Below are 23471 nucleotides of genomic sequence, written 5' to 3' on the forward strand. Positions count from 1 at the left end.
CCGCACCGGGAGGAGTCAATACTCATGATCCGTAGTTGGAGCCTTGCACGCCGGCTCTTTACCGCGCACGTCCTTTTTGTGCTGCTGCTCACCGCGGTGCTGGGCGTGCTGCTGTTCACCGAAGCACGCAACCAGTCATACAGCCAGGCACGGGAGCGAATGGTGTCCATAGCAGGAACGGTGGCAGACAACCCACTGGTCCTCACGGCCGCCGATTCGGCCGATCCGGCCGGATTGCTGCAGCCCTACGCGCTACGGGTAATGGCCGACGCAGGGGTGGATTTCGTCACCATCATGGCACCGGACCGCACCCGCTGGACCCATCCGGACCCGGCAGAAATCGGCCGTCGCTACATCGGCTCGATCGATCAGGCGCTTGCCGGAAATACGTATACGGAAGTGACCACCGGGACTCTGGGCCCCTCCGTGCGCGCAATAGTCCCGGTCAAGGACTCAACCGGGAAGATCCGCGCACTGGTGGCATCCGGGGTGACCGTTCCCACCGTGGAGGTTGCGCTGGAGGCAAGACTCCCGGCCGTCATCGGTATCGCCGCAGCCCTGCTGCTGGGCGGCTCATTGATTTCCTGGCTGCTCGGGCGCTATCTGCGCAAGGTCACTCTGGGATGGGGGCCCGAACGGCTCGGACAGCTTTTTGTTTATTACGAATCCGTGCTGCACTCGGTCCGTGACGGGCTGGTGTTGACGGATCACCAGGGCGAACTGGTGATGTACAACGACCAGGCAGCGCAGCTGCTGGGGATTGCGGCGCCCGGCGGGAACGGGCAGGCCCCAAGACTGGCGGAACTGGATTTGCCACCCTCGCTGGCGGAACTGCTTCATAGCGGACGGACGGCCAAAGACGAGCTGCACCTGACGCAGGAGCGCCTGCTGGTGGTCAGCCAGGAACCGGCACGCGCTCCCGGATCCGGGACATCCGCCGGTTCCGGCGCGCCCAGCATCGGGACCGTGACCACGGTGCAGGACCACACCGTCATCGCCGAGCTTGGCGACGAGCTCCGTTCGACCCAGACGCTAACGGATGCGCTGCGCGCACAGACCCATGAGCATGCGAATCGAATCCACACGCTGGTGTCGTTACTGGAGCTGGGCCGGACGGATCAAGCGCTGGAATTTGCCACGGCGGATCTGCAGTTAAGCCAGCGGCTCGCGGACGAGGTTCTGAATGCGGCGGACGAGCCGGTGCTCAGCGCCCTGTTAATGGGCAAGATCGCCCAGGCCAACGAACGTGGGATTGAGCTGCGGGTCAGCACCGAAACGCGAACCCGGTTTTCCGGTCTGCGCGCACACGACGCCGTCACAATTCTGGGTAACCTGCTGGACAATGCGATGGATGCGGCGGCTGAAGGGGAAGAGCCGCGCTGGGTTGCCCTCCACCTCGGGCCTACCGTGGACGGACTGCAGCTGGAGGTCTCCGACAGCGGGCCTGGTCTGGATCCGGTACAGACCGCCGGCATCCTCGCCAAGGGTTTCAGTACCAAGCAGTCCGGCGGCGCCGGTCGCGGAATCGGGCTGGCGCTGGTCCGGCAGACGGTCCAGCGCCTGGGCGGGCAGCTGATCATTGCCGGACGCGCAGGCGTGCCTGACACGGCAGGAGCAGCAGGGACAGCCGGTGCCGACGGGACAGCCGGTGCTGTATTCACCGTCGTTCTTCCCTTAGCCCCGGACCCGGACTCTTTTGCGCCCGTTGGCGAACACCCCGTTGGCGGACGCCCTTTTAGCGAACACCCCGTCGGTGAGCGCGGATGAGCGTTGACCCGCAGCCCATCCGCGTCCTCGTGGTCGATGACGAACCGATTGCCGCTGACGCGCACGCCATCTATCTGCAACGGGTCGGCGGTTTTTCTGTCGGCGGCATCGTCAACGACGGTCAGTCTGCGCTGCGTGCCCTGCAGCAGGGCGCCGAGGCCGGCGCGCCGATCGATCTCATGCTGCTGGACATGAATCTTCCCGACCTGCACGGGCTCGATATTGCCCGTCGCGTCCGCTCGGCGGGGCTGACCGTGGACATTATCGCCATCACCGCCGTGCGGGATCTAAAAGTGGTCCGGACTGCCATCTCAAGCGGCGTGGTCCGATACCTCATCAAGCCGTTCAGTTATGCGATGTTTGCGGAAAAGCTTGTTAACTACCGTGACTTCCGGCAGCAGCTGGCCTCTCCGACCGCTCATGCCTCACAAACCGACGTCGATCTGGCGTTTGCGAGTTTACGGGCACCCACGGCGGCTGCACTCCCTAAAGGCCTGTCCGAGAGCACACTGACCGCCGTCGTCGTCCTGCTGAAAGCCCACGCCGGTCCGATTTCAGCGTCCGAAGTTATGGATCAATTGGGCGTATCGCGCGTCACCGCCCGACGCTACTTGGAGTATCTGGCGGATCAGCAGACCGTGCGCCGCAGAGCCCGTTACGGGACGCCGGGCAGGCCCGAAAATGAATATCTCTGGCGGAGTTAGCCAACTGTTTAGCTGATGTTGACTATGATTTTTCCGCGCGTGTGGCCCTCCATGCTGAGCCGGTAGGCGTCCGCCGCCTGCTCCAGCGGGAACGTCTTCGCAATCTCCACCGTGAGTTTGCCCGCGTCGGCAAGGTCGGCGAGCGCCTGCAGGTCATCCCCGTCTGGACGCACCCACATCCAGGTTCCGCCGTGCTGCTCGGCTTCGGGATCGGCGATGGATGCGTGCCGGCCGCCGGATTTAAGCACCGCCAGCGTCACATCCATGACGCCGCCGACAAAGTCCACAACGACGTCGGCACCATCGGGAGCCAGCGCACGGAACTGCTCGGTAAGACCGTCCCCGTAACTGACCGGTTCGGCGCCGAGGGAACGCAGGTAATCATGGTTCTTTTCCGACGCCGTGGCAATGACCCGTGCGCCGCGGTGCGCCGCCAGCTGGATGGCCACTGAGCCGACACCGCCGGAGCCGCCGTGGATGAGTATGGTTTCCCCCGCTGCCAATTCGAGCCGGTTAAGTACCTGGAAGGCCGTCAGCCCCGTCAGTGGCAGCCCGCCGGCCTGCTCCCAGCTCAGGGCTTGCGGTTTGTGTGCCAGCACGCGCACCGGCAGGGCGATGTAGTCAGCAAAGCTGCCCCCGTGCAGGTAGTCCTTGCGGCCGTAGGCAATCACCTCATCACCTGTCTTGAACTCCGGGGCGTCAACTCCGACGGACTCCACCACTCCAGCGACATCCCAGCCGGTAGTGGCAGGAAATTGGATGTCCATCATGGCGTCAAGGCCGCCAGCGAGAACCTTCCAATCCACCGGATTCACAGAAGCACTTTTGACCTTGACCAACACCATGCCCGGGCCTACCTTGGGCATCGGCTGGTCCGTCAGTTCCAGAATGTCGGGGTTTCCATAGCTGCTAAAGGTAATGGCTCTCATATGTGGGCTAACCGGGCCTTTCCTGCGCTTATTCCATCTATTCGAGCCCCTTCGGCTATCCGGCCGCGCGCGGCAATGTCCAGGTGTGGCCGGATCAACCCGGTTGTACCGGACGGAGAATAGGCAGCAGCGAGTCAATGACGCCGGCATCCTCAATTGTCGATGGGACACTATAGTCTTCGCCGTCAGCGATCTGGCGCATGGTCTTGCGCAGGATCTTCCCGGACCGCGTTTTGGGCAGCGAGTCGACCACCACCGCCTGCTTGAAGTCCGCTACCGGGCCGATTTTTCTGCGGACCAGTGCCACCAACTCCTTCACCAGCTGCTCTTGGTCCATCTCGGCGCCGGATTTGAGCACAACATAGGCGCTGGCCCGCTGACCTTTGAGCGCGTCGACGAGCCCGATGACGGCGCATTCGGCCACTGCCGGGTGCTGGGCCAGAACCTGTTCAATGGCGCCCGTGGAGAGCCGGTGACCGGCCACATTGATCACATCATCGGTACGACCCATCACGAAGACGTATCCGTCCGCGTCCACATAGCCGGAATCACCAGTTGTGTAATATCCCGGGAAAGCGTTCAGATAAGAGGAGACATAGCGTTCGTCACTGCCCCACAACGTCATTAGGGTGCCGGGCGGAAGCGGCAGGCCGAGCACAATGTTCCCCTCGGTGCCTGGCGGTACCGGATCGCCCATGCCGTCGACGATGCGCAGATCAAACCCCGGCATCGGGATCGACGGCGAACCGGCCTTGATTGGCAGCGGTTCAAGCCCGCGCGGATTGCCGCAGATGGCCCAGCCCGTCTCGGTCTGCCACCAGTGATCCACCACGGGAACGTTCAGCACCCTTTCGGCCCAGTGATACGTTTCCGGATCCAGCCGCTCCCCAGCCGCAAAAAGCGTCGTCAGGGAAGAGACGTCGTATTTTGCCAGTTCGGTGGCTTCCGGATCCACCTTGCGGATAGCCCGCAGCGCGGTGGGCGCCGTAAAGAGCACTCGGACCCGGTGGTCGCTGACCACGCGCCAGAAGGCTCCGGCGTCCGGCGTGCCGACGGGTTTACCCTCGTAAAGCACGGTGGTGGCGCCGGCCAGCAGTGGTCCGTAGACGATGTAGGAGTGGCCGACAACCCAGCCCACATCGGAGGCGGTCCACATCACGTCGCCGGGATGAATGTTGTAAAGGTTGGTCATGGTCCACATCAGCGCCGTAGCATGGCCGCCGTTGTCGCGGACAACTCCCTTAGGCGCACCGGTGGTTCCCGAGGTGTACAGGATGTACAGCGGATCCGAAGCCGCGACCGGCACCGGTTCCGCGCGCCCGGCACCGCGCAGCTCGGCATCCCAGTCGAGCCAGGTCTCGTATTCGGTCCCGCGGCCGCCGACGGCCGCCTCGAAGCCGTCCCGCGCCTTGACGATAACGGGCGTATGGTCCGCGTCCGCCAGCCGCAGGGCCTCCGCCACGGCAGGCAGGTACTCAATTTTCCGGCTCGGTTCCAACCCTCCGGATGCGGTCACAACGACGGCCGGCTTGGCATCGGCAATACGGGCCGCCAGTTCGGCGGCGGCAAAGCCACCGAAGACGACCGAGTGCACCGCGCCCAGGCGGGCCGTTGCCAACATCGCGATGACGGCTTCGGGGATCATCGGCAGGTAAATAACTACCCGATCACCCTTCCCGACACCCTGTGAACGCAACACCGAGGCGAAGCGGGCCACCAGATCAGTCAGCTCCGCGTAGCTGTAGTGCCGTTTGATGCCGAGCATGGCCGAGTCATAGATCAGCGCATCCTGCTCCCCACGGCCAGCCAACACGTGGCGATCCAAGGCATTGAATGAGGTATTCAGCCGGGCGCCCGGAAACCAAGTGGTGACGGGTGCGGCGGAACTGTCCAGCGCGCGCGACGGTTCCTTGTCCCAATCGATGGCCTGGGCAGCGCCAAGCCAAAACCCTTCCGGATCTTGCAGACTGCGCGCATAAACGGCCCTGTAGCTCTCTTCTGTCATGGCAACTCTCCCATTCACGAAGCTGTGATGTCTGTCATAGTAGCCGCAAGCCGTATCGCAAAGCAATGGTTATGTATACATAAAATTAAGATTTGAGAAATTATTTGCTTTCAGCGCTCTTTTTCACCGGTCTTTGTATACACTTGATCAAAAGGTTGGCCGTGGTCGAGAACATCGGCCCGCCGGGGCTAATCAGGTAAACGCAGGCAAGGAGGCAACATGCGCGCCAGCGACCGTGCTTATGCTGCCCTTCGATCCGACATCGTCGAATGGCGTCTCCCGCCCGGATCCGTGCTGGCCGAGGTCGAGCAGTCCGAACGGCTGGGCGTTTCCCGGACGCCACTGCGGGAAGCTTTGGCCAGGCTCACGGCGGAGGGACTGACGGCGGCACAGCGGGGCCGGGGTGTGGTTGTCAGCAATATTTCCCTGGCCGATGTGCGGGAACTCTTTGAACTTCGTGCCGCGCTGGAGTGCCGAGCCGCCGAACTTGCCTGCGAGCGCGGCGACCGCGACGTATTCCGGCAATTGCATCAGGAACTCGTAGGCGCGTCTGGACTGCTGAACGAAGCGGATCCCTCCCGCGCTGCGTACTACGAACTGGTGGGGCGCCTCGACGCCGCGATCGATGCCGCCGTCGACAATAGTTACCTGGCGCAGGCGCTCAGAAACCTCCGTGTGCACCTGGTCCGGGTCCGTCGGCTCTCGCAGGACAACCCGGCACGACTGCTGGAGGCGGCCAAGGAACACGCCACCATCGCGGCGGCGATCGCGAAAGGTAATGCCGGAGTCGCCAGTGCCGCCACCACCGTCCATTTGGACAACAGCCTCGACCATCTACTTTCAACGAACACGCCCTAACAACCACTAATCGGCCGGCAGCCGGCAAACCCGAGAGGAAATCATGGTGCTCACCCATCACGTCCGCGTCCATAAAAGCGAGGAAAACCTCCCCCGCGAAGAACAGCTCGCCTGTAAGATCGCCAAGGTGGCAGCGGATCCGGTCGCAGTCACCGATGAAGTCACCGACATGGTCATCAACCGAATCATCGACAACGCCTCCGTGGCCGTGGCCTCGCTGAACCGTGCCCCCATTGTTGCAGCCCGGGCGCAGGCGCTGACACATGGACCAAGCAGCAACGGTAAGGGCTCCTGCATTTATGGTATTGCGGACCGCGTCTCCCCCGAGTGGGCGGCCTGGGCCAATGGCGTCGCAGTGCGCGAGCTGGACTACCACGACACGTTTCTGGCCGCGGAATATTCCCACCCCGGGGACAATATCCCCCCGATCCTTGCCGTGGGCCAGCACGTCGGCAGCAGCGGCGCGGATCTGATCCGAGGCATCGCCACCGGTTATGAGATTCAGGTGGATCTGGTGAAATCAATCTGCCTGCATGAACACAAAATTGATCACGTGGCCCACCTCGGACCGTCCGCAGCGGCAGGCATCGGCACGCTGCTCGGACTGGATGCGGAAACGATTTTCCAGGCGGTGGGCCAGGCACTGCACACGACGACGGCGACGCGCCAGTCGCGCAAGGGCGAAATCTCCACCTGGAAGGCCTATGCACCGGCGTTTGCCGGAAAAATGGCCATTGAAGCGGTGGACCGTGCGATGCGCGGGCAGACGTCCCCCACCCCGATCTACGAGGGCGAAGACGGCGTCATCGCCTGGCTGCTGGACGGCCCGGACGCTTCCTACCAGGTCCCGCTGCCGGCCGAGGGTGAAGCGAAACTGGCCATTCTGGACACTTACACCAAGGAACACTCCGCGGAATATCAGGCACAGGCCTTGATTGACCTGGCGCGGAAGCTGCACGGCGAGTACCCGGAGCTGGCAGATCCGGCGAGGGTGAATGACCTGGTGCAGAAAATTGTCATCCACACCAGCCACCACACACACTTTGTGATCGGCTCCGGGGCCAATGATCCGCAGAAGTATGACCCCACGGCGTCCCGCGAGACGCTGGACCATTCCATTCCGTATATTTTCACCGTTGCCCTGCAGGATGGTGCCTGGCACCATGTGAATTCCTATGCCCCGGAGCGAGCCGGTCGTGCCGATACGGTGGAATTGTGGCACAAGGTCAGCACGGCAGAGGACCCGGAATGGACCCGGCGCTACCACTCCTTGGACCCGCAGGAAAAGGCCTTTGGCGGCTCGGTGGAAATCACGCTTACGGACGGCCGGACCATCACCGACCAGATCGCCGTTGCCGACGCCCACCCGCTGGGTGCGCGGCCCTTCGCCCGTGCGCAGTACATCAACAAACTCCGCACGCTGGCTGCCGGGGAAAACGGCCAGCGGCTGGTGGACGAGGCGGAAATTACCCGGTTCCTGGACACCGTCCAGCGACTACCCGAATTGGGCGCCGGAGAATTGGATGGCCTGAACATCCGGGCCTCAGCCGGTGTCATCAACCTGGCGAATACACCGAAGGGACTCTTCTAATGCTGTATTCCGCCACCACACCCGAGCAGAAACGCGTTGCCTTTCGGGCCGGGCTGTCCTCAGGCACCCTTCAGCAATACCCCGGCGCGTTCAACCCGCTCTCCGCGCGGCTCATCCAGGAAAAAGGCTTCGACGGCGTCTACATCTCCGGCGCGGTACTCGCCAATGATTTGGGTCTGCCGGATATCGGCCTGACTACCCTTACCGAAGTTGCCGTCCGTGCAGGGCAAATCGCCCGGATGACGGACCTGCCGTGCATTGTGGATGCCGATACCGGTTTCGGCGAACCGATGAACGTCGCCCGCAGCATCCAGGAACTGGAGAACGCCGGTCTGACCGGCTGCCATATCGAAGACCAGTTCAATCCCAAAAGGTGCGGTCATCTGGACGGCAAGAACGTCGTCGACCTTGACACGGCCAGCAAGCGGATCCGCGCCGCCGCCGACGCCCGCCGGGATCCGAACTTCCTGATCATGGCCCGCACGGACGTCCGTGCAGTGGACGGGCTGAAGGCTGCGCAGGACCGCGCACGGGCGCTCGTGGATGCCGGCGCGGACGCCATCTTCCCCGAGGCAATGAAAGACCTCACGGAATTCGCTGCCATCAGGGCGGCGGTGGACGTGCCGGTCCTGGCTAACATGACCGAGTTTGGCAAGAGTGAACTTTTCACCGTGGATCAGCTGGCCGCCGTGGGCGTAAATATGGTCATCTACCCGGTGACCCTGCTGCGCAGCGCCATGGGCGCGGCGGAGCGGACGCTGGATGCCATCAAAGCCAACGGAACGCAGGAATCCGCCGTTGGTCAGATGCTCACTCGTGCGCGTTTGTATGAATTGGTGGATTATGAATCCTACAATCACTTCGATACTTCAGTCTTCAACTTCCAGATACCCGGCAAGCACTAAGGACGGCTATGACACCGACATCTGAAACCACCATCCACAAGGGTCTTGCGGGCGTGGTGGCGGACACCACGAAGATCTCCAAGGTCAACTCGGAGACCAACTCGCTGCTGTACCGCGGCTATCCCGTCCAGGAGCTGGCAGCCAGATGCAGCTTCGAACAGGTCGCCTACCTGCTGTGGTACGGCGAACTGCCGACGGCGGACCAGCTGGCCGAGTTTGAGAAGGCCGAACGTGACGGTCGGGGGCTCGAGCGGATCGTCAAGGAAGCCATTGATTTGCTGCCCACCACAACGCACCCGATGGACGTCTGCCGGACCGCCGCGAGCATCCTCGGCGCCACACATCCGCAGGCGGCGGACAACTCCCGCGAAGCCAACCTCAAGAAGGGCATTGACCTGCTCGCGGCCATGCCCGCCGTCGTCGCCTATGACCAGCGTCGCCGTCGCTCGCTGGAAGAAGTGCCCGCCCGCGGGGACCTGAGTTACTCCGCCAATTTCCTGTACATGACCTTCGGTGAGGAGGCCGCACCGGAGGTGGTGGAGGCGTTTAATGTCTCGATGATCCTCTATGCGGAGCACTCCTTCAATGCCTCCACCTTCACGGCCCGAGTGATTGCTTCCACCTTGGCGGACCTGCATTCCGCCGTGACAGGAGCCATCGGTGCGCTTAAGGGTCCGTTGCACGGCGGCGCGAATGAGGCCGTTATGCACACCTTTGACGAGATCATCAAGGCCCTGCCCGACGGCGGCGATGTCACCGAAGCGACGCAAAAGTGGCTCGAGGACGCACTGGCCAACAAAAAGAAGATCATGGGTTTTGGACACCGTGTCTATAAGAATGGTGATTCCCGCGTTCCCACCATGAAGACCTCGCTGGACAAAATGGTGGAACACTACAACCGACCTGATCTGGGTGAGCTTTATGCTGCCATGGAAGCGGCCATGGCCAAGGAAAAGAACATCAAGCCGAACCTGGACTACCCGACCGGGCCGGTCTATCACCTGATGGGATTCGACACGGAGATGTTCACCCCACTATTCGTGGCCAGCCGCATCACCGGCTGGACCGCGCATGTCATGGAGCAGCTGGAGGCGAATTCACTGATCCGTCCGTTGAGCGAATACAACGGCGTGGACGAACGCCAGCTGCCCTGAGAAACCAGTTCCCCTGAAAACCACTAGAAGTTGGAGCACCAGCATGGAAAAATCCTCACTCAAGGCCCTGGCCAGAGAACAGCTCGCCGCGGCGCAGGCATCCTCCAGCGGTCGGAGCGCCAAGACCGTCTACGGGGGTCATGAGCACATTCTGCGCCAGACAGTCATCGCCTTGGATACGGGGCAGCGGCTCGATGACCACGATAATCCGGGCGAAGCCACCGTTTATGTTCTCAGCGGCCGGGTTGAGCTGGCATCCGGCGGGACAACGTGGGAGGGCTCACCCGGAGACCTGCTGATCGTGCCGGAGGCCAGGCATTCATTGCATGCCATCGAAGCGGCCTGCGTGCTGCTGACGGTGGCCAAGAGCCGCTGACGGTGCCCCTGGCTGACGACCGGTCAAACCACGGGCTCAGCCAGGTAGTCGGCCACGGTTTCGTTGTCCGTATTGAGCACTACCCGCACCGCCAGCCGTTCCCCGGCCAACATGGGCGGCAGCCACCGGAGGGAGTCAGCCCACATCAACTCGCGCGGCAGTGCGCTGATCGGATACCACTGCGGGGCGATCTCTGAGCTTTCGGTGGGCTCGCCCTCCCATTGCCTGCTGAGAAACACCGTGGTGTGCATATCCCACTCAGGTTTTGCGGGGAAAACAAAGTCCACCGTCCCGGCATAGAGTAGGTTGGATTCCTCGACGTGAACATGTACTTCTTCGGCCACCTCGCGGCAGATCGCCTGTGCGGCGCTCTCTCCGGGCTCCAGATGACCGCCAATTCCCACCACTTTACCGGTGCCGAAGCCGATCTTTTTCAGCCCCAGCAGCACATTCCGGCGCCCATCCACATCACGGAGCAGGAAGCACAGGGTTACGTCGGCAGCAGTCATCGTCCCAGCCTACGTCTCCTGCGGCTCATCAACTGAGCCGCAGGTGTCCTTTAGGAGCCTCAAAGGAGCATCTACGGCTCAGTCGATTCGAAGAGCCACGTTACCCCAGGGCCCGCGGGTGCGCGGCGGCGTAGACCTCCCGCAGCGTTTCCACTGTCACCAGCGTGTAGACCTGCGTCGTGGTCACCGACGCGTGGCCTAACAGTTCCTGGACAACGCGTACATCGGCCCCGCCCTCCAGCAGATGCGTGGCGAAGGAATGCCGCAAAGTGTGCGGTGAGACGTCGGCACTAATGTCCGCCTTCCCAGCCGCTACCTTCAGAATGGTCCACGCACTTTGCCTGCTGATTCGCCCGCCCCGGGCATTGAGGAACAGCGCCGGGCTGCCCTTGCCCTTGGCCGCGAGCAGGGGCCGGCCGCGCACCAAGTAAGCCTGCACGGCCCGCGCGCCGTAGGAACCCAGCGGCACCATGCGTTCCTTGGAGCCCTTGCCAAAGAGCCGCACCACCGCGGGCGCACCAGCCAGCGCGGACAATTCGTCGCCGCCGTTACCCGCATCGACCGCGACGTCGTCCACGTCCAGTCCTACGGCCTCGCTGATCCGGGAACCGGTGGAGTAGAGGAACTCCAGCAATGCGCGGTCCCGCAATCCGGTGGCAGTGTCCGCTCCGGCGGCCTCAAGCAATCGGGTGACCTCGGCAACGCTGATAGCCTTTGGCAGGCGCCGGCCCGCCATTGGCGGGTGTACATCCGCGGCAGGATCCGTCGCCGTCATCCCTTCCAGCGCCCAGAATTTATGCAGGCCCCGGACGGCGACGATGGTCCGCGCCGCAGACCGAACGCCCAGCGCTGCGGAGCCGTCCGTGCCCTCGGCAATGGTCAGCGAGAAGCCCGTGACATGGTGCCGGGTAATCTCCCCCGGTGCCTGCACCCCGGATGCAGTTAGGAAACGCTGATACCTTCCCAGATCCCGACGGTAGGCGCTGAGAGTATTGGGCGCCAGACCGCGCTCAACGCCCACATGCTGCAGGTAGTCGGTCACGGCCCGCTCCAACGCCGGCGGGAGTGGATTCACGTTACTGGCGCTGGTCCGGATGCGCCGGCCAGGGAGCATCAGCCGGACGCAGCGTGGAAAAACCGCTGGCGCGTGCGGCGGCTGCGGCGAGAATGCCGACAACGGCAGAGGGGTTATGCAGGGAACCGTCCAGGACCGCGGCGACGGCGTCCTCCAGCGGGACCCAGGCGAAACGTATCTCCGCTTCCTCCTCGGTGCGGGTGTGCCGGCTCCCCGCGTCGACTTCGGTGAGCCCCCGAGCAAGATAAATCCTGATCGCTTCGCTGGAGGAACCGGGCGAATTGAAAACATCCGCCAGGACCAGCCACGCGGAAGCGACCAAATCCGCTTCCTCGGCCAGCTCACGGGCAGCGGCGGCAACGTGGTCCTCGCCGGAAACGTCCAGGAGCCCGGCCGGGATCTCCCACAGGGTCATCCCCACCGGATGCCGGTATTGGCTGATCATCAAGACTTCACCGGCAGTATTCATCACCAGCACAGCCACTGCCCCGGGATGGGTAATGTAGTCCCGCGTCAGCTGCTTTCCGGCATCCTGTAAAACGAAAGTATCACTGACTACATCCCAGATCCGGCCGCGGTAGACCGTTTCGGAAGACACAAGTTCACGCGGGCTCAGCGAGTCCGCGAGGTCCTCGCCATCGTCCACGGTTCTACCCAGTGCACCGTCCGGATTGACCATCATGCTCAGACCTCGAGCAGCCGGGTGGAGCGCTGGCGTTCCAGTGCAGCGGCCACCAGGCCTGCGAACAGCGGATGCGGGCGGGTGGGGCGCGAGCTCAGTTCGGGGTGCGCCTGAGTGGCAACATAGTACGGGTGCACGTCCCGGGGCAGTTCCACAAATTCAACCAGCTTGCCATCCGGTGAGGTCCCGGAGAACACCAGTCCCTTGGCCGCAATCTGGTCGCGGTATTTGTTGTTCACCTCGTAACGGTGACGGTGACGTTCGCTGACGGTGGTCTTGCCGTAGGTCTGCGCGATGACCGAGCCCTCGTCCAGCTTGGCCTCATACAGACCCAGGCGCATGGTTCCGCCCAGGTCTCCCCGGCCTTCCACGATGTCCAGCTGCTCTTCCATGGTCGCGATCACCGGATATTTGGAGTCCGGCTCGAACTCGCTCGATGATGCCCCGTCCAGGCCCACCACATTGCGGGCGTATTCGATCACCATGCACTGCAGGCCCAGGCAGAGACCCAGGGAAGGCAGCTGTGTTTCGCGCGCAAAGGTCAGCGCACCCAGTTTCCCTTCCAGGCCGCGGATTCCAAAGCCACCCGGAACACAGATGGCGTCAACGCCATCGAGCGCCTTCGCAGCTCCCGCGGGAGTGGCACAAATGTCCGAAGGGACCCAGCGGATTTTCACCCGCGTCTGGTTTGCAAAGCCGCCGGCACGTAGTGCCTCCGTGACGGAAAGGTAGGCATCGGGTAGGTCAATATACTTACCTACCAAGGCAATTTCGACGTCATGGGCCGGGTTGTGGACCACTTCCAGCAGCGCGTCCCACTTGGTCCAGTCCACGTCCTTGAACGGCAGGTCCAGTGCCCGGACGATATAGGAATCCAGTCCTTGCGAGTGCAGGGTCTTGGGGATGTCGTAAATGCTGGCCGCGTCCGGGCAGCCGATCACGGCGTCAACATCAACGTCGCAGGCGCGGCCGATCTTCTCCCGCATGGAATCGGGCAGCTCACGGTCCGAACGCAAAATGATCGCGTCCGGCTGGATACCCAGGGACCGCAGTGCTGCCACGGAATGCTGCGTGGGCTTGGTCTTGAGCTCCTGCGACGGCCCGATATACGGCACCAGTGAAACGTGCAGGAAGAAAACGTTATTGCGGCCGACATCCTGGCGGACCTGCCGGGCCGATTCGAGGAACGGTTGGGACTCGATGTCCCCGACGGTGCCGCCGATTTCGGTGATAATCACATCCGGTGCGTTTCCGCCGTCCGCAGCCAAGCGCATCCGGCGCTTGATCTCATCGGTGATATGCGGGATGACCTGGACGGTATCCCCCAGGTACTCACCACGGCGCTCCTTGGCGATCACCGTCGAGTAGATCTGCCCGGTGGTCACGTTCGCCGAACCTTCAAGACTTTCGTCCAGGAAACGCTCATAGTGGCCAATATCGAGGTCCGTTTCCGCACCGTCATCGGTGACGAAAACTTCGCCGTGCTGAAAGGGATTCATCGTCCCGGGATCCACGTTCAGATAGGGATCGAGCTTCTGCATCGTGACCGAAAGCCCGCGGGCCCGCAGCAGATGACCGAGGCTGGAGGCCGACAGCCCCTTCCCCAGGGAAGACGCCACACCACCGGTGACGAAGATATGTTTGGTCGTCTTGGACTGACCACTGGACCGGGAATTTGATCGATGCACCACGGGGTTCGAGCCTAGCATCTTTGACTCCCGGCTGCGGCCGCACCGCCCGCGCTTGCGTCCTGGCCGTGACCATTTCCCGGCACCCGATCTGGCTGCTGTTCCGGTTCCGCTCCCACCTGTTTGTCCTCCCGTTCCAGATCGGCGGCCCGGCCGATGATGTTCTTGGCCATCGAGGGAAAAATGAAACCATGGAACGGCAAAATCGCCCACCAATACAGTTTTCCAGCCAGTCCGGCCGGAAAATAAATGGCCCGTTGCCGGTAAACGGTCCCGGCGCCGTCGGGCTCCGCGGTAAATTCAAGCCAGGCCTCGCCGGGGACGCGCATCTCCGCGTGCAGCAGCAGCATCCTTCCGTCCTCGATCTTCTCCACCCGCCACCAGTCCACGGCGTCCCCGACAAAAAGCCGCTGTGCGTTCCGACGTCCACGGTTCAGCCCGGCTCCGCCGACCAGCTTGTCCCACACACCGCGGATGGCCCACGCGGCGGGGAGCGAGTACCAGCCGTTCTGCCCGCCGATACCCTCAATGACCCGCCAAACATACTGTGGTGCCACCGCTGTCGGTTTCTCCCGCTGGTCGACGAAGAAGGTGCGGCCCGCCCAATCGGGGTCGCTGGGCAATGGATCCGAAGGCGGACTGTTGGTGGCACTGGCCCAGCTCGTTACGACCTCATCACTGGCGAGTTTGCCCAGTGCAAGCTGCACGGCCTTGCGGTAGCGCGTGAGGCCATCCGACGGCAACGGGATGAATGTGTCGATGTCCTGCTCCTGCGCAATGGCCTCGTGCTGCAGGGATCCGACCAGCGGAACCGCCATGGAGTGGGGAATGGGCGTGACCAGCGCCACCCACCAGCCGGCCAGCGTCGGCGCCGGCAGCGGCAGTGCATAGATGTAGCGCCGGCTCAACCCCGCTTCATGAGCATAGCCATACATCAATGCTCCATAGGTCAGCACTTCCCGGGAGCCAATATCAAACGTCCGGTTAATCCCGGAAGGCATGCCCGGAGCAGCCACGAGATAATGCAGCACATCCCGGATCGCAATGGGCTCAATGCGGTTCTGCACCCAGCTCGGTGACGGCATTGCAGGGAGGTTGTCCGTGAGGTGGCGGATCATTTCAAACGAGGCCGAACCCGATCCGATCACCACACCTGCCTGGAACACCACAGCCGGTACCGCACCGGCGAGCAGTGTTTTGCCGACCTCGCTGCGGGACCGCATATGGGGGGATAATTTTCCGGTCCCCGGGTGCAGTCCACCGAGGTACACAATGCGGTTAACATCTGCCGACTCTGCAGCCGCCGCTACCGTACGTGCTGTCTCCAATTCCTGCTTAACAAAATCGGGTCCCGAGCCCATCGCGTGAACCAGGTAGAACAGCGTATGCACGCCCTTACACGCCGCGGCGGTGTCCGCCTCCGACGTCAGGTTTCCCTGGACAACCTCCACATCTGCGCGCCACGGCACCGAATCCAGCTTTTGCGGCGAGCGCACCAGGACCCGCACCTTGTATCCCTCGGCGAGCAGCCGGGGCACCAACCTTCCGCCTACATATCCGGTGGCTCCGGTGACCAGAACCAGCTTGTCCTTCGTGGAATCCGTCATGCCATGATCCTACGGCCGCTCACCGACAGGATGAAAGTTTCCGCACCGGGAACGGGAAGCCGCCACCGTTGGCCATGGGTTCAGCGGCCGCTGCGCGCCTCATCCAGCAGTTCGCGGGCATGGGCCTGGGCCGTGGCGGAATCTTCCTGCCCCGCCAGCATCCGGGCCAGCTCCCGGACCCGGCCGGCGTCGTCGAGCAGGGTTACGTCGCTGGACGTGAACCCGCCCCCGGAGGTCTTAATGACCCGGATGTGCTGATCTGCGAAGGCAGCAACCTGCGGCAGATGCGTAACAACCAGCACCTGCACATGCTTGGCCAGCATGGCCAGCCGGCGGCCGATCTCCACGGCTGCCTTGCCGCCCACCCCGGCGTCGACCTCGTCGAACACAAAGGTGGGCACCGGGTCCACCGCAGCGAGCACGACCTCGATGGCCAGCATCACCCGCGACAGTTCGCCGCCGGAGGCGCCCTTGCCCAGCGGCCGGGGTGCTGCGCCCGTGTGCGGCTGCAGCAGGAAGACGATCTCGTCCGCACCGTTGATTCCCGGTGCGGACGCAGCGGAAATATCGATTACGAGTTTGGCGTCAGGCATGGCAAGGGCCGTCAGCTCGGCGCTGACCCGGCGGGACAATTCAGCTGCAGCCTTGGTCCGCGATGCCGTCAGCCGTGCGGAGAGAGCCGCCAGCTCCACCGCGGCCGCCGCCACCTCCGTCTCCAGCGCCTCGATCCGGCCGGAATCGTCCTGCAGTTCGTCCAGCCGGACGCGTGATTCTTCGGCCCAGGTCAAGACGCCGTCCACGGATGGAGCGTACTTGCGCACCAGCACGGCGAGAGCGCCCCTGCGGTCCTCCACTTCGGCGAGCCTGCCCGGACCGTCTGAATCCAAGGATGTGGAATAGCCCGCCAGGTCACGGGCAATGTCCGCCAGAATGATGCCTGCTTCGGTCAGTCGTGCGGCGGCCGATCCAAGTTCCTCGTCATGGTCCGCGACCCCCTCCAGCAATCGTTTGGCCGTATCGACCAGGGTGGTGGCATCCGCGCCGGCGCCGAAATCGTCCGTGATCAGCGCCTCGCGTGCCTGCTGCGAAGCGAGCCGCAGTTCCTCCAGATTGGCCAGCTTGATGGACTCCGCCTTCAGCACGTCGTCCTCGCCGGCCTGCGGGTCCACCTCGTCAATCTCCGCCAGGGCCAGCCGCAGGGCCTCGGCCTCCCGGAGCCGCTCCCTGCCGTTGTGCCGCAGTTCCTCAAGCTCCGTCTGAGCATGCTGCCAGCGGCGGAACAAGGTCCGGTACTGCTCCAGCCCGGCGGCAAAAGTCTTCTGGAAATCCCCGGCAAACCTGTCCAGGGCATCGCGTTGGGCTGCGTTGCTCTTGAGCCGGATCTGGTCCGATTGCCCGTGCACCGCGACCAGCTGTTCGCCCAGCTCGGTAAGCACGCCAACCGGCGCCAGCCGGCCTCCCACATGGGCGCGGCTGCGGCCGTCTGCGCCGACGGTTCGGGCCAGCACCAGACCGGCAAAGGCCTTTCCGGCATCGCTATCAGATCCGCCGCTGCCCCCCTGGCCGCTGGTGCCGGATTCGCCGCCGCTGCCCGTGCCGCCGGCATCGAACTCGTCAATGTCTGCGCCGGCTTCCAGCGCGCGCGCCAGGGCCCGGTGTCCGAGCGGCAGCCGGACGGATGCCTCCGCAGAGGCTGACTTTGCGCCGGTACGAACGGCGCCGGCGTCGGAGCGCGCACCCAACAACAGGCCGACGGCGGTGACCACCATGGTTTTGCCCGCGCCGGTCTCGCCGCTGACAACACTTAGCCCCGGGCCCAGCGGCAGCGTCGCTTCGGCAATGACGCCCAGGTCCCGGATGCGAATTTCCTCGATCATATGGCTTCACTCATGGTGTGTTGGAGCTCCTCCGGGCGGTCCGGGCGCCTCGGTGCGGTCGGCGGCACTTCGTTCGTGATTCCACGGCCGGCCACTTTCCGGCTGGCTGCCCACGGATCCAAGATTGCGCGGCTGCATCAGGACCGGCGCCCTCGGTTTCGGGCTGCTGACGATTGGCATTTGCGAGGTACGCGCGGCGGCTTCCTCACCGGGACGGCCGCGCCAGCCTTCGATAGGAAGTTCGAATTTGCGCACCAGCCGCGCGGAGAAGGGCGTCTGGTAGATCCGGGCAAGCCGGACGGGGCGGTCCGAACGGGTCACTTCAATCCGCGATCCGGGCGGAAGGTCGATGGTCCGCCGGCCGTCGCACCACATCACCCCGTGCGCTTCGGTACGGGTCAGGACCTCGACGGCAAGCTTCGAGTTCGGTGAGACCACCAGAGGCTTGGCAAACAGCGCATGGGCACTGATCGGGACCATCAAAAGTGCTTCGACCTCCGGCCAGACGACGGGACCGCCAGCGGAAAACGCGTAGGCCGTGGATCCCGTCGGGGTGGCCATAACCACGCCGTCGCAGCCAAAGGAGCTCAAGGGACGGCCATCCACCTCGGTCACAACCTCGATCATTCGTTCGCGGTTTCCCTTTTCAATGGCCACTTCATTCAACGCCCATGTATGCAGAATCTTCCGGCCCTGGGCCCAAACGGTGACATCGATGGTCATCCGCTCTTCAACCACATATTCGCGCTGGACCACCCACTCCACCGTCCGGGCCAGCTCCGCACGCTCGCTCTCGGCCAAAAACCCGACGTGCCCCAGATTCACTCCCAGCAGGGGTAAATCCTCTCCACGGACCTCCTCAGCAGCACGGAGAATGGTGCCGTCGCCGCCCAGGACCATCACAAGCTCAATCCCGGCCAGCGCGACGTCGACGTCGAGGATCTCAATGTGCACATCGATCAGACCCAAATGGGACGACATGTCCGCAATTTCATTTTGCGACATCACCGGAATCAGCCCGGATGCCTGCAACTGCAGACAGACCTCAAGGGCAGCGGCCATCGCCTCCTCACGCCCAGTGTGGGCCAGGATCAGCACTCGCCTGCTCATATCGCTTCGCTTTCCGGTCAGCTGTTCGTGGTAGGAGGCCAGACTTCCGCCAGCAGCTGCTGGACGTTCGCCTGCTGCTCCTCGATCTTAGGCACCGCAGAGGCAACGGGGCGGACCGCCCACAGGAAATATTCCACATTGCCATCCTGCCCGGGGAGCGGGCTGACTACCAAACCGTGCAGCACCAGCCCGGCGGCAGCCGCAGCTGCAGCAACCTGGCCCACCGCCCGCCGTCGCTCCTGTTCGGAACCGACAACACCGGTCCGGCTCAACCGTTCCCGGCCCACCTCAAACTGCGGCTTGACCATCAGCAGCAGATCGGCCCCTTCTGCTGCGGCCAAGGCCAGGGGAACCATGACGAGGGTGAGGGAAATAAAGGACAAATCACAGACAATCAGTTCCACCGGGCCCCCCACCTCCGACGCCTGGAGATAACGGATATTCAGGCCCTCATGCACCTGCACACGCGGGTGCTCCCGCAGCGCCGGCACCAACTGATCGTGCCCCACGTCCACCGCCACCACCATCGACGCCCCGCAGCGCAACAACACGTCGGTAAAACCGCCCGTCGAAGCGCCGGCGTCAAGGCAACGCTTTCCCGCCACAGTGATGCCGGGGAACGCCGCCAAAGCGCCGGCAAGTTTGTGCCCGGCCCGGGAAACATAGTCAGGAACCTCGTTTTCTTCGACGACCAGGTCCCGATCCGGTGAGACCCGAACTGCTGCTTTGACCAACGCGGTGCCGCCGGAACTGACCAGGCCGGCAGCGATCAGTGCCGCCGCCTGGGTCCTCGAACGCGCCAGCCCGCGGCGCACCAGCTCCTGATCCAGCCGTGCCACAGTCAAGCGCCGCCTTCCTTTGTGCCGCCCGGAAATTCTGCGTCGCCGTCGGGCCCGGCATCAAGTTCCTGCCTGAGTTTCCCGTGAATGGAGTCGTAGACCACAACGTGTTCGGCCGTTGGCAACCGGGACAGCCCGGCCAGCGGGGAGATAACGGCATCTACCGCCGGATCGGTGGTTTTCGTGACTTTTTCCGGCCAGCGCAGCTGAGCGTTGGAATCGGCGTCAATTTCGGCCACTGTCTCTAGCCTTTTGATCCACTATGCCAGCGCAGCTCGGGAGCCTTGGCCACAGTGGCGTGCGGCTGTGCATTCCACCACGCCGCGCAAGCACAGCGCCAGCTGTCGGTGTCCTCCTGCGCTCCCGTTATCGTCACCGTACCGTCGGCGGCCGACGCCGACGCCTTACCGCAGCTGAAGACTGTACCCTCGCGCAGGATTTCCGGATATGACTCGAAGAGCTCTGCCAAGGTGGCCAGCAGAAAGCGGGGACGTTCGGCTGTCCGCGCGGCAAGGATCGTCATAAACGTATCAACGCCGGTCAATACGACGGCGGTCGCCATGCCTGCGTTATTGCCGCCCAGAATGTCAGTATCCAGCCGATCGCCGACCACTAACGGATGTGTGGATCCAATCCTGTCCGCCGCAGTGTGGAACAGCAGCGCCTCCGGCTTTCCGGCCACCAGCGGCTCCTTCCCCGTGGCGGTCTGGACGGCAGCCACCAAGGTGCCATTCCCGGGCGCAATTCCGCCCGGTTGCGGGATGGTCATATCAGTATTGGTGGCCACCCAGGCAGCGCCATCAGCGATGGCATAAGAGGCTTCGGCGAGTTCTTTCCAGCTCAAGGCCGGTTCAAATCCCTGAATGACGACGACGGCACCCTCCTGCGCCGAACGCACCGGCACCATGCCCACCAGCTCCACCTCACGGGCCAACGCCTTGCTTCCGGTAACGAGCACCTTGGTACCGGGTGGATACTTCTCCGCAAGCAATGCCGCCCCCGCCTGAGCCGAGCTGACGACCTGATGATCCTCGGCCGGGGCGCCTAAATCACGTAAATGGGAGGCGACGGCGGCGGGCGTACGGGACGCATTATTCGTCACATAGGCCAACCCCACGCCGAAGTCCGCCAGCCGCTTCAGCGAATCGGTCGCGCCGGGGATCGCATGTGGCCCCAGATAGACCACACCGTCCAGGTCCGCCAACACGGCATCAAAGTGTGCAACCAGAGCCTGTTCAGTCATGCAGCGGAGCTCCTTCGCCGTTGGCTGCGCTGCCGCCGGATGTGATCGCGCCAGCATCCCGGACGGCATTTTCGTCGTCACTTTCGGTGTCGTTACCGTGCTCGTCCGTAGAGCCGGCGTCGGTGGAATTTCCGTCATCCGCTTCGGTGCCTTCCGGCTCAGCGTCATCGGCGCTGAACTCGTCCGATTCGGCGTCGTCGGACTCGAAGTAATCCGATTCGGCGTCGTCGATTTCGACGGGCACTGCGGGTGTGCGCTTTACCGGCACCTTCGGCTCGGGCACGATCGCTTCGCCGTCGGCATTGAACATCGAGGTGTCCTGCTTCTTTCGCGGCTTGCGTTCTTCCTCTTCGTCCTCTTCGGCGAGGTCGACGATGAACGGATCGGCGTCGTCGTCTATCCCCAGCGCAGATTCGGCCTTAACGGCCTGGCCCAGCCAGGTGGCCGCCTCGGTGCTGCGGCCCACTGCGTCCAGCGCGTCCGCGTAGGCGCGGAACAAACGGGGGCTGAAGGAAAACGCGCGGTTCATATCCAACTGCGGAATCTCCAACGCCGCCACGGCTGCCTCCCGCTCCCCCAAATCCGCTCTCGCACCGGACGCTACGATCGCCAATTCCACCTTTCCCGCGGTGTCGAGTGTTTGCGCGTCCTCTGACCGGATCAAGTCCAAAGCCCTGTCTGGTCTGCCCATCCCGCGTTCGCAGTCCGCCATCACCGGTAGATGCTCATTGGACCCGCTGATCCGCCGGTAGGTGCGGAATTCCCGCAGGGCCTCGCCGTAGTGTCCGGCGGCATACGCGGTCAATCCGACTGCCTCCCGAACCGCGGCCAGCCGGCCACCGCGGCGACTCGCGGCTAAAGCATGCTGGAAGGACAATTCCGGATCCGTGTCCATTAGCCTGCCGGCCATCACCAGATGGCGCGACACCCACTCACCACTCTTTTCCTCCAACGTCCGCAGTTGCGCACGCGTCACCTTGTCCAGCTCGGTACCGGTCACGTCGTCATCAATTTGTGGTGAACGGTCCCGATCGGGACGATTAGAACTCCTCAGATCGCGCGCATTGTGGCTTGGCATGGGCCGTTCCACACGGGCACCACGGTCGCCGTAGGATCGGTCTGTCGAGGGCCTGTCACTCCGCGGTGAACCCGCCCCGCGCGGCTGCCATTCCTTTCGCGGTGCGGACCGGTCACCATAGGGACGCTCACTTGAGGGCCGGTCACTGCGCGGAGCACGGTCACCATAGGGCTTACGATCCCCCTCACGCGACGGACGATCACCATACGGACGCTCAGTCGAGGGCCGGTCACTGCGCGGAGCACGATCACCATAGGGCTTACGATCCCCCTCACGCGACGGACGATCACCATACGGACGCTCACTTGAGGGCCGGTCACTGCGCGGAGCACGATCACCATGGGGCTTACGATCCCCCTCACGCGACGGACGATCACCGTACGGACGATCCTGCGGGGCGCCATTTTCGCGGGATCGGAAGCCGCGCGGCTCGCCTCCGGAGTTGCTGGTTCCCCTGAACGGTGTTGCCCCGCGCGGCGTATCCCCGCCGTCGTGACGCTGATTCATCTCGCCACGGGCGGCATGTCCGCCGCGATTGCCGTCGCCGGACCGCCCGCCGGCTGACTTGTCTCCACGATTGCTGCCGTTAAATTCAGCCATGCCGGACTCCTCTGTTCATGAGCTGACCAACTGGCACAGTAACAGCCGCTCTTCACTATTGATCTACTAGATGCGCACAAATCCTCCGGGTCCAGTGACCCTATAACCTATTCTAGTCGAGGTCCGGCCGCGAGCCCATGAAGCGTGCGTACCGCTGCAGGAGCTGTTTCCACGTCACTGAATCACTGTCTCTGGCGTCAGGAACCGCTTCTCCTGCGGCACTGTGTGGCACTGATGCCTGCTGGCTAAGCCTGACCACAGTCGTTCCATCGGGCAGCGAGTCAAAAGTAATACCTACTCGGCCTGCGCTTAGCGGAGCGAGGTCCACAAGCCAGGCAAGTCCGATCGACGACGGCGGGGTCCATTCGCTGACGCGGGCCCAGAGACATTCCTCTCCTTTGACGGATTCCTCCAAAAGCTCCCCGTCATCGAATCCGACGTGGGACTCCGCACCAAATTCACTGCAATCATCCACCGGCCACCACAGATGAATGTTGTCGGTGAAACCTTGAAAGGCGTCATTCAAACCCACCGGCACTGTCACGTCACAGCAGATAACAGCCTGCGTAGGAGACTGCGGTCCAGCTGTCGGGGCCGCATGAGAAAAAAGATCTGTCATAGTTTCAGCCTAGCCGTGCGGCGTTTTCCCGCAGGGCGTCGAGGGGGTGTGGGAGGGTGGTGGTTGGTTGTGGTTGTGGGGTGTTAAAGGGGTCAGGCCCCGCACGGTGTGCGGGGCCTGGTCCTTTGAATGGTTGTCCGGCGGTGTCCTACTCTCCCACACCCTCACGAGTGCAGTACCATCGGCGCTGTGGGCCTTAGCTTCCGGGTTCGGAATGGGACCGGGCGTTTCCCCCACGCTATGACCGCCGTAACT

The 23471-nt window shown here is 63.5% G+C and carries 22 protein-coding genes and 1 rRNA gene; 8 read left to right on the plus strand and 15 right to left on the minus strand.

Going from position 1 to position 23471, the window contains the following annotated elements; translation table 11 throughout:
* The first annotated feature begins 24 nt into the window (after positions 1 to 24).
* Both IV500_RS14365 and IV500_RS14370 read left to right on the plus strand, forming a co-directional pair.
* Complete coding sequence (locus IV500_RS14365) at positions 25 to 1767, plus strand: sensor histidine kinase (RefSeq protein ID WP_196397498.1); 1743 nt, start codon at positions 25 to 27, stop codon at positions 1765 to 1767.
* The gene (locus IV500_RS14370) at positions 1764 to 2471 is read left to right on the plus strand and encodes a response regulator (protein WP_196397499.1); all 708 of its coding nucleotides are present in this window, start codon (positions 1764 to 1766) and stop codon (positions 2469 to 2471) included. The genes IV500_RS14365 and IV500_RS14370 overlap by 4 nt, the downstream gene beginning before the upstream one ends.
* A gap of 8 nt (positions 2472 to 2479) precedes the next feature.
* On the opposite strand, the gene IV500_RS14375 is transcribed toward IV500_RS14370, so the two are convergent.
* Both IV500_RS14375 and IV500_RS14380 read right to left on the minus strand, forming a co-directional pair.
* Positions 2480 to 3400, minus strand: coding sequence for an NADP-dependent oxidoreductase (locus IV500_RS14375; protein WP_196397500.1), 921 nt, complete (start codon positions 3398 to 3400; stop codon positions 2480 to 2482).
* A gap of 94 nt (positions 3401 to 3494) precedes the next feature.
* Entirely contained in the window at positions 3495 to 5405 is a 1911-nt protein-coding gene (locus IV500_RS14380) for an AMP-binding protein (RefSeq protein ID WP_196397501.1), read from the minus strand.
* Between the two features lie 219 nt (positions 5406 to 5624).
* On the opposite strand from IV500_RS14380, the gene IV500_RS14385 reads away from it, so the two are divergent.
* Genes IV500_RS14385 through IV500_RS14405 form a run of 5 tightly spaced genes read left to right on the plus strand, consistent with a single transcriptional unit; the run spans position 5625 to position 10289 of the window.
* Positions 5625 to 6263: a GntR family transcriptional regulator gene (locus tag IV500_RS14385; protein WP_196397502.1), complete on the plus strand. Its 639-nt coding sequence runs from the start codon at positions 5625 to 5627 to the stop codon at positions 6261 to 6263.
* Positions 6264 to 6306: 43 nt separating this feature from the next.
* On the plus strand, positions 6307 to 7854 hold the full coding sequence (locus IV500_RS14390) for an MmgE/PrpD family protein (protein WP_196397503.1): 1548 nt from the start codon (positions 6307 to 6309) through the stop codon (positions 7852 to 7854).
* Positions 7854 to 8759: a methylisocitrate lyase gene (gene prpB, locus IV500_RS14395; RefSeq protein ID WP_196397504.1), complete on the plus strand. Its 906-nt coding sequence runs from the start codon at positions 7854 to 7856 to the stop codon at positions 8757 to 8759. The genes IV500_RS14390 and prpB overlap by 1 nt, the downstream gene beginning before the upstream one ends.
* 8 nt (positions 8760 to 8767) lie before the next feature.
* Complete coding sequence (locus IV500_RS14400) at positions 8768 to 9913, plus strand: bifunctional 2-methylcitrate synthase/citrate synthase (protein WP_196397505.1); 1146 nt, start codon at positions 8768 to 8770, stop codon at positions 9911 to 9913.
* A gap of 43 nt (positions 9914 to 9956) precedes the next feature.
* Positions 9957 to 10289 carry a cupin domain-containing protein gene (locus IV500_RS14405; protein ID WP_196397506.1) on the plus strand — a complete coding sequence of 111 codons (333 nt, stop codon included), beginning with the start codon at positions 9957 to 9959 and terminating at the stop codon, positions 10287 to 10289.
* Positions 10290 to 10312: 23 nt separating this feature from the next.
* On the opposite strand, the gene IV500_RS14410 is transcribed toward IV500_RS14405, so the two are convergent.
* From IV500_RS14410 to IV500_RS14460, 11 genes are all read right to left on the minus strand, one after another.
* Positions 10313 to 10798: an 8-oxo-dGTP diphosphatase gene (locus tag IV500_RS14410; RefSeq protein WP_196397507.1), complete on the minus strand. Its 486-nt coding sequence runs from the start codon at positions 10796 to 10798 to the stop codon at positions 10313 to 10315.
* A 100-nt stretch (positions 10799 to 10898) separates the two neighbouring features.
* Positions 10899 to 11912: a site-specific tyrosine recombinase XerD gene (gene xerD / locus IV500_RS14415; RefSeq protein ID WP_196397508.1), complete on the minus strand. Its 1014-nt coding sequence runs from the start codon at positions 11910 to 11912 to the stop codon at positions 10899 to 10901.
* Complete coding sequence (locus tag IV500_RS14420; RefSeq protein WP_196397525.1) at positions 11875 to 12552, minus strand: NUDIX domain-containing protein; 678 nt, start codon at positions 12550 to 12552, stop codon at positions 11875 to 11877. The genes xerD and IV500_RS14420 overlap by 38 nt, the downstream gene beginning before the upstream one ends.
* A gap of 5 nt (positions 12553 to 12557) precedes the next feature.
* Complete coding sequence (gene pyrG / locus IV500_RS14425; protein ID WP_196397509.1) at positions 12558 to 14264, minus strand: CTP synthase; 1707 nt, start codon at positions 14262 to 14264, stop codon at positions 12558 to 12560.
* On the minus strand, positions 14258 to 15850 hold the full coding sequence (locus tag IV500_RS14430) for an SDR family oxidoreductase (RefSeq protein WP_196397510.1): 1593 nt from the start codon (positions 15848 to 15850) through the stop codon (positions 14258 to 14260). Before IV500_RS14430 ends, pyrG begins: the two co-directional genes overlap by 7 nt.
* An 80-nt stretch (positions 15851 to 15930) precedes the next feature.
* Positions 15931 to 17727: a DNA repair protein RecN gene (recN, locus tag IV500_RS14435; protein ID WP_196397511.1), complete on the minus strand. Its 1797-nt coding sequence runs from the start codon at positions 17725 to 17727 to the stop codon at positions 15931 to 15933.
* 6 nt (positions 17728 to 17733) lie between these two features.
* A complete protein-coding gene (locus IV500_RS14440) occupies positions 17734 to 18837 on the minus strand; it encodes an NAD kinase (protein WP_196397512.1) in 1104 nt (367 codons plus the stop codon).
* Between the two features lie 17 nt (positions 18838 to 18854).
* Positions 18855 to 19676, minus strand: coding sequence for a TlyA family RNA methyltransferase (locus tag IV500_RS14445; protein WP_196397526.1), 822 nt, complete (start codon positions 19674 to 19676; stop codon positions 18855 to 18857).
* Positions 19677 to 19678: 2 nt separating this feature from the next.
* Complete coding sequence (locus IV500_RS14450; RefSeq protein ID WP_196397513.1) at positions 19679 to 19915, minus strand: hypothetical protein; 237 nt, start codon at positions 19913 to 19915, stop codon at positions 19679 to 19681.
* 5 nt (positions 19916 to 19920) lie between these two features.
* Positions 19921 to 20919, minus strand: a complete 999-nt coding sequence (locus IV500_RS14455) for an HAD-IIA family hydrolase (RefSeq protein ID WP_196397514.1) — start codon at positions 20917 to 20919, stop codon at positions 19921 to 19923.
* Positions 20912 to 21997, minus strand: a complete 1086-nt coding sequence (locus IV500_RS14460; protein WP_196397515.1) for a hypothetical protein — start codon at positions 21995 to 21997, stop codon at positions 20912 to 20914. Before IV500_RS14460 ends, IV500_RS14455 begins: the two co-directional genes overlap by 8 nt.
* A gap of 339 nt (positions 21998 to 22336) precedes the next feature.
* Here IV500_RS14460 and IV500_RS14465 point away from each other — a divergent pair, with 339 nt between their 5' ends.
* A complete protein-coding gene (locus IV500_RS14465; RefSeq protein ID WP_196397516.1) occupies positions 22337 to 22561 on the plus strand; it encodes a hypothetical protein in 225 nt (74 codons plus the stop codon).
* A 148-nt stretch (positions 22562 to 22709) separates the two neighbouring features.
* On the opposite strand, the gene IV500_RS14470 is transcribed toward IV500_RS14465, so the two are convergent.
* Positions 22710 to 23216, minus strand: a complete 507-nt coding sequence (locus tag IV500_RS14470) for an SRPBCC family protein (RefSeq protein ID WP_230854995.1) — start codon at positions 23214 to 23216, stop codon at positions 22710 to 22712.
* A gap of 135 nt (positions 23217 to 23351) precedes the next feature.
* Positions 23352 to 23468 (minus strand): 5S ribosomal RNA (rrf, locus tag IV500_RS14475).
* Between the last annotated feature and the right edge of the window lie 3 nt (positions 23469 to 23471).

Source organism: Arthrobacter terrae, assembly GCF_015708085.1.
GTDB lineage: Bacteria > Actinomycetota > Actinomycetes > Actinomycetales > Micrococcaceae > Arthrobacter_M > Arthrobacter_M terrae.

Coding starts and splice junctions, on each gene's coding strand:
- IV500_RS14365 (WP_196397498.1), top strand. CDS start 25: ATGATCCGTAGTTGGAGCCTTGCACGCCGGCTCTTTACCGCGCACGTC.
- IV500_RS14370 (WP_196397499.1), top strand. CDS start 1,764: ATGAGCGTTGACCCGCAGCCCATCCGCGTCCTCGTGGTCGATGACGAA.
- IV500_RS14375 (WP_196397500.1), bottom strand. CDS start 3,400: ATGAGAGCCATTACCTTTAGCAGCTATGGAAACCCCGACATTCTGGAA.
- IV500_RS14380 (WP_196397501.1), bottom strand. CDS start 5,405: ATGACAGAAGAGAGCTACAGGGCCGTTTATGCGCGCAGTCTGCAAGAT.
- IV500_RS14385 (WP_196397502.1), top strand. CDS start 5,625: ATGCGCGCCAGCGACCGTGCTTATGCTGCCCTTCGATCCGACATCGTC.
- IV500_RS14390 (WP_196397503.1), top strand. CDS start 6,307: ATGGTGCTCACCCATCACGTCCGCGTCCATAAAAGCGAGGAAAACCTC.
- prpB (WP_196397504.1), top strand. CDS start 7,854: ATGCTGTATTCCGCCACCACACCCGAGCAGAAACGCGTTGCCTTTCGG.
- IV500_RS14400 (WP_196397505.1), top strand. CDS start 8,768: ATGACACCGACATCTGAAACCACCATCCACAAGGGTCTTGCGGGCGTG.
- IV500_RS14405 (WP_196397506.1), top strand. CDS start 9,957: ATGGAAAAATCCTCACTCAAGGCCCTGGCCAGAGAACAGCTCGCCGCG.
- IV500_RS14410 (WP_196397507.1), bottom strand. CDS start 10,798: ATGACTGCTGCCGACGTAACCCTGTGCTTCCTGCTCCGTGATGTGGAT.
- xerD (WP_196397508.1), bottom strand. CDS start 11,912: ATGCTCCCTGGCCGGCGCATCCGGACCAGCGCCAGTAACGTGAATCCA.
- IV500_RS14420 (WP_196397525.1), bottom strand. CDS start 12,552: ATGGTCAATCCGGACGGTGCACTGGGTAGAACCGTGGACGATGGCGAG.
- pyrG (WP_196397509.1), bottom strand. CDS start 14,264: ATGCTAGGCTCGAACCCCGTGGTGCATCGATCAAATTCCCGGTCCAGT.
- IV500_RS14430 (WP_196397510.1), bottom strand. CDS start 15,850: ATGACGGATTCCACGAAGGACAAGCTGGTTCTGGTCACCGGAGCCACC.
- recN (WP_196397511.1), bottom strand. CDS start 17,727: ATGATCGAGGAAATTCGCATCCGGGACCTGGGCGTCATTGCCGAAGCG.
- IV500_RS14440 (WP_196397512.1), bottom strand. CDS start 18,837: ATGAGCAGGCGAGTGCTGATCCTGGCCCACACTGGGCGTGAGGAGGCG.
- IV500_RS14455 (WP_196397514.1), bottom strand. CDS start 20,919: ATGACTGAACAGGCTCTGGTTGCACACTTTGATGCCGTGTTGGCGGAC.
- IV500_RS14460 (WP_196397515.1), bottom strand. CDS start 21,997: ATGCCAAGCCACAATGCGCGCGATCTGAGGAGTTCTAATCGTCCCGAT.
- IV500_RS14465 (WP_196397516.1), top strand. CDS start 22,337: ATGGGGCTTACGATCCCCCTCACGCGACGGACGATCACCGTACGGACG.
- IV500_RS14470 (WP_230854995.1), bottom strand. CDS start 23,216: ATGACAGATCTTTTTTCTCATGCGGCCCCGACAGCTGGACCGCAGTCT.